Annotated in this window: 2 protein-coding genes; one reads left to right on the plus strand and one right to left on the minus strand. The window is 71.6% G+C overall.

Features of this window, described 5'->3' with window-relative positions:
- Positions 1-273, minus strand: a 273-nt coding sequence (locus GKQ77_RS32345) for a LacI family DNA-binding transcriptional regulator (RefSeq protein ID WP_219692704.1), incomplete at its 3' end; no start/stop codon positions are given.
- 206 nt (positions 274-479) lie between these two features.
- Here GKQ77_RS32345 and GKQ77_RS32350 point away from each other — a divergent pair.
- Positions 480-1,640: a Gfo/Idh/MocA family protein gene (locus GKQ77_RS32350; protein ID WP_219692705.1), complete on the plus strand. Its 1,161-nt coding sequence runs from the start codon at positions 480-482 to the stop codon at positions 1,638-1,640.
- Positions 1,641-1,777 lie beyond the last annotated feature (137 nt).

The raw sequence follows: 1,777 nt of genomic DNA on the forward strand, positions 1-1,777 counted from the left end.
CCCCCCGGGCCCCCCGATCTCGGACTGCACCGCACTCGCCATGATCCCGAAGAAGGGGTCGGCGATGTCGTTGACGAGGATGCCGACCAGGTCGGAGGCGGCCGCGGCGAGGGCACTCGCGGGGCCGTTCAGGACGTAGTCGAGATCGTCGACGGCCCGCAGGACACGCTCACGGGTGGCGACCGCCACGGGGTAGTTGCCGTTGAGCACGCGGGAGACGGTGGCGGGGGAGACCCGCGCACGCGCCGCCACGTCCGCCAGGGTCACGGTCATCTCGTCGTCCTCCCGGTCACTGCTCTGATCGGCACCGCTCCGTACGGGCCCCGGCCCGAAGCCCGTACGGAGCCCGTACGGAGCCCTTGTCCGAACCTTGTGCGGCAGGCTAGCTTCTCACCGGATGGTAAGCGCTTGCTATGCGCCTACGGAGGCGTGCGCGAGCCCTACGGAGCCGCTTGCCACGCACTTACGGAGGCACTCTCGTGACACGCAAGACGGTGCGCATCGCCATGAACGGCGTCACCGGACGCATGGGCCACCGCCAGCACCTCGTCCGCTCGGTCCTGGCCCTCCGCGCACAGGGCGGCCTCGACCTCGGCGACGGCACCGTGCTGTGGCCCGAGCCGGTCCTGGTGGGCCGCAGGGAGCACGCGCTGCGCGCCCTCGCCGAGGAGCACGGCCTGACGCACTTCTCGACCGACCTCGACGCGGTCCTCGCCGACCCGGCCGTCGACATCTACTTCGACGCGCAGGTCACCTCGGCCCGCGAGGACGCCCTCAAGAAGGCCATCGCCGCGGGCAAGCACGTCTACACCGAGAAGCCGACCGCCACCGGCCTGGACGCCGCCCTCGGCCTCGCCCGGCTGGCCGAGGAGGCGGGCGTCAAGCACGGCGTCGTACAGGACAAGCTCTTCCTGCCGGGCCTGCTCAAGCTGAAGCGGCTCATCGACGCCGGCTTCTTCGGCCGGATCCTGTCGGTCCGCGGCGAGTTCGGCTACTGGGTCTTCGAGGGCGACGGGCAGCCCGCCCAGCGCCCCTCCTGGAACTACCGCGCCGAGGACGGCGGCGGCATCGTCGTCGACATGTTCCCGCACTGGGAGTACGTACTCCACGAGCTGTTCGGCCGCGTACGCACCGTCCAGGCCCTGACCGCCACCCACATCCCACGGCGCTGGGACGAGCACGGCAAGCCCTACGAGGCCACCGCCGACGACGCCGCGTACGGAGTGTTCGAACTGGACAGCGGAGTGATCGCGCAGATCAACTCCTCCTGGGCGGTGCGCGTCCACCGCGACGAACTGGTGGAGTTCCAGGTCGACGGGACGGAGGGCTCGGCCGTCGCGGGCCTGCGCGACTGCCGCGTCCAGCACCGCGGCACGACCCCGAAGCCGGTGTGGAACCCCGACCTGCCCGCCGCCCACTCCTTCCGCGACCAGTGGCAGGAGGTGCCCGACAACCAGGGCCCCCAAGGGTTCGACAACGGCTTCAAGACCCAGTGGGAACTGTTCCTCAAACACGTGTACGCCGACGCGCCCTACCGCTGGGACCTCCTCGCGGGCGCACGCGGAGTGCAACTCGCCGAACTGGGCCTGAGGTCATCCGCCGAGGGCCGCCGCCTCGACGTACCGGAGATCGCGCTGTGAGCGCCTCCGGAGCCAGGACCGCCGGCACCGTCATGCTCCCCGCCGAGGGAGGCGCCACGCGCGCGTACACCCCGCGAACCGAGCCCGCGCGTACGTGCGTCGGCGGCCCCCCGCCCACCTCCCGCACCGTCCTCTCC

The organism is Streptomyces anatolicus (assembly GCF_019400875.1).
In the GTDB taxonomy this organism is placed as follows: domain Bacteria; phylum Actinomycetota; class Actinomycetes; order Streptomycetales; family Streptomycetaceae; genus Streptomyces; species Streptomyces anatolicus.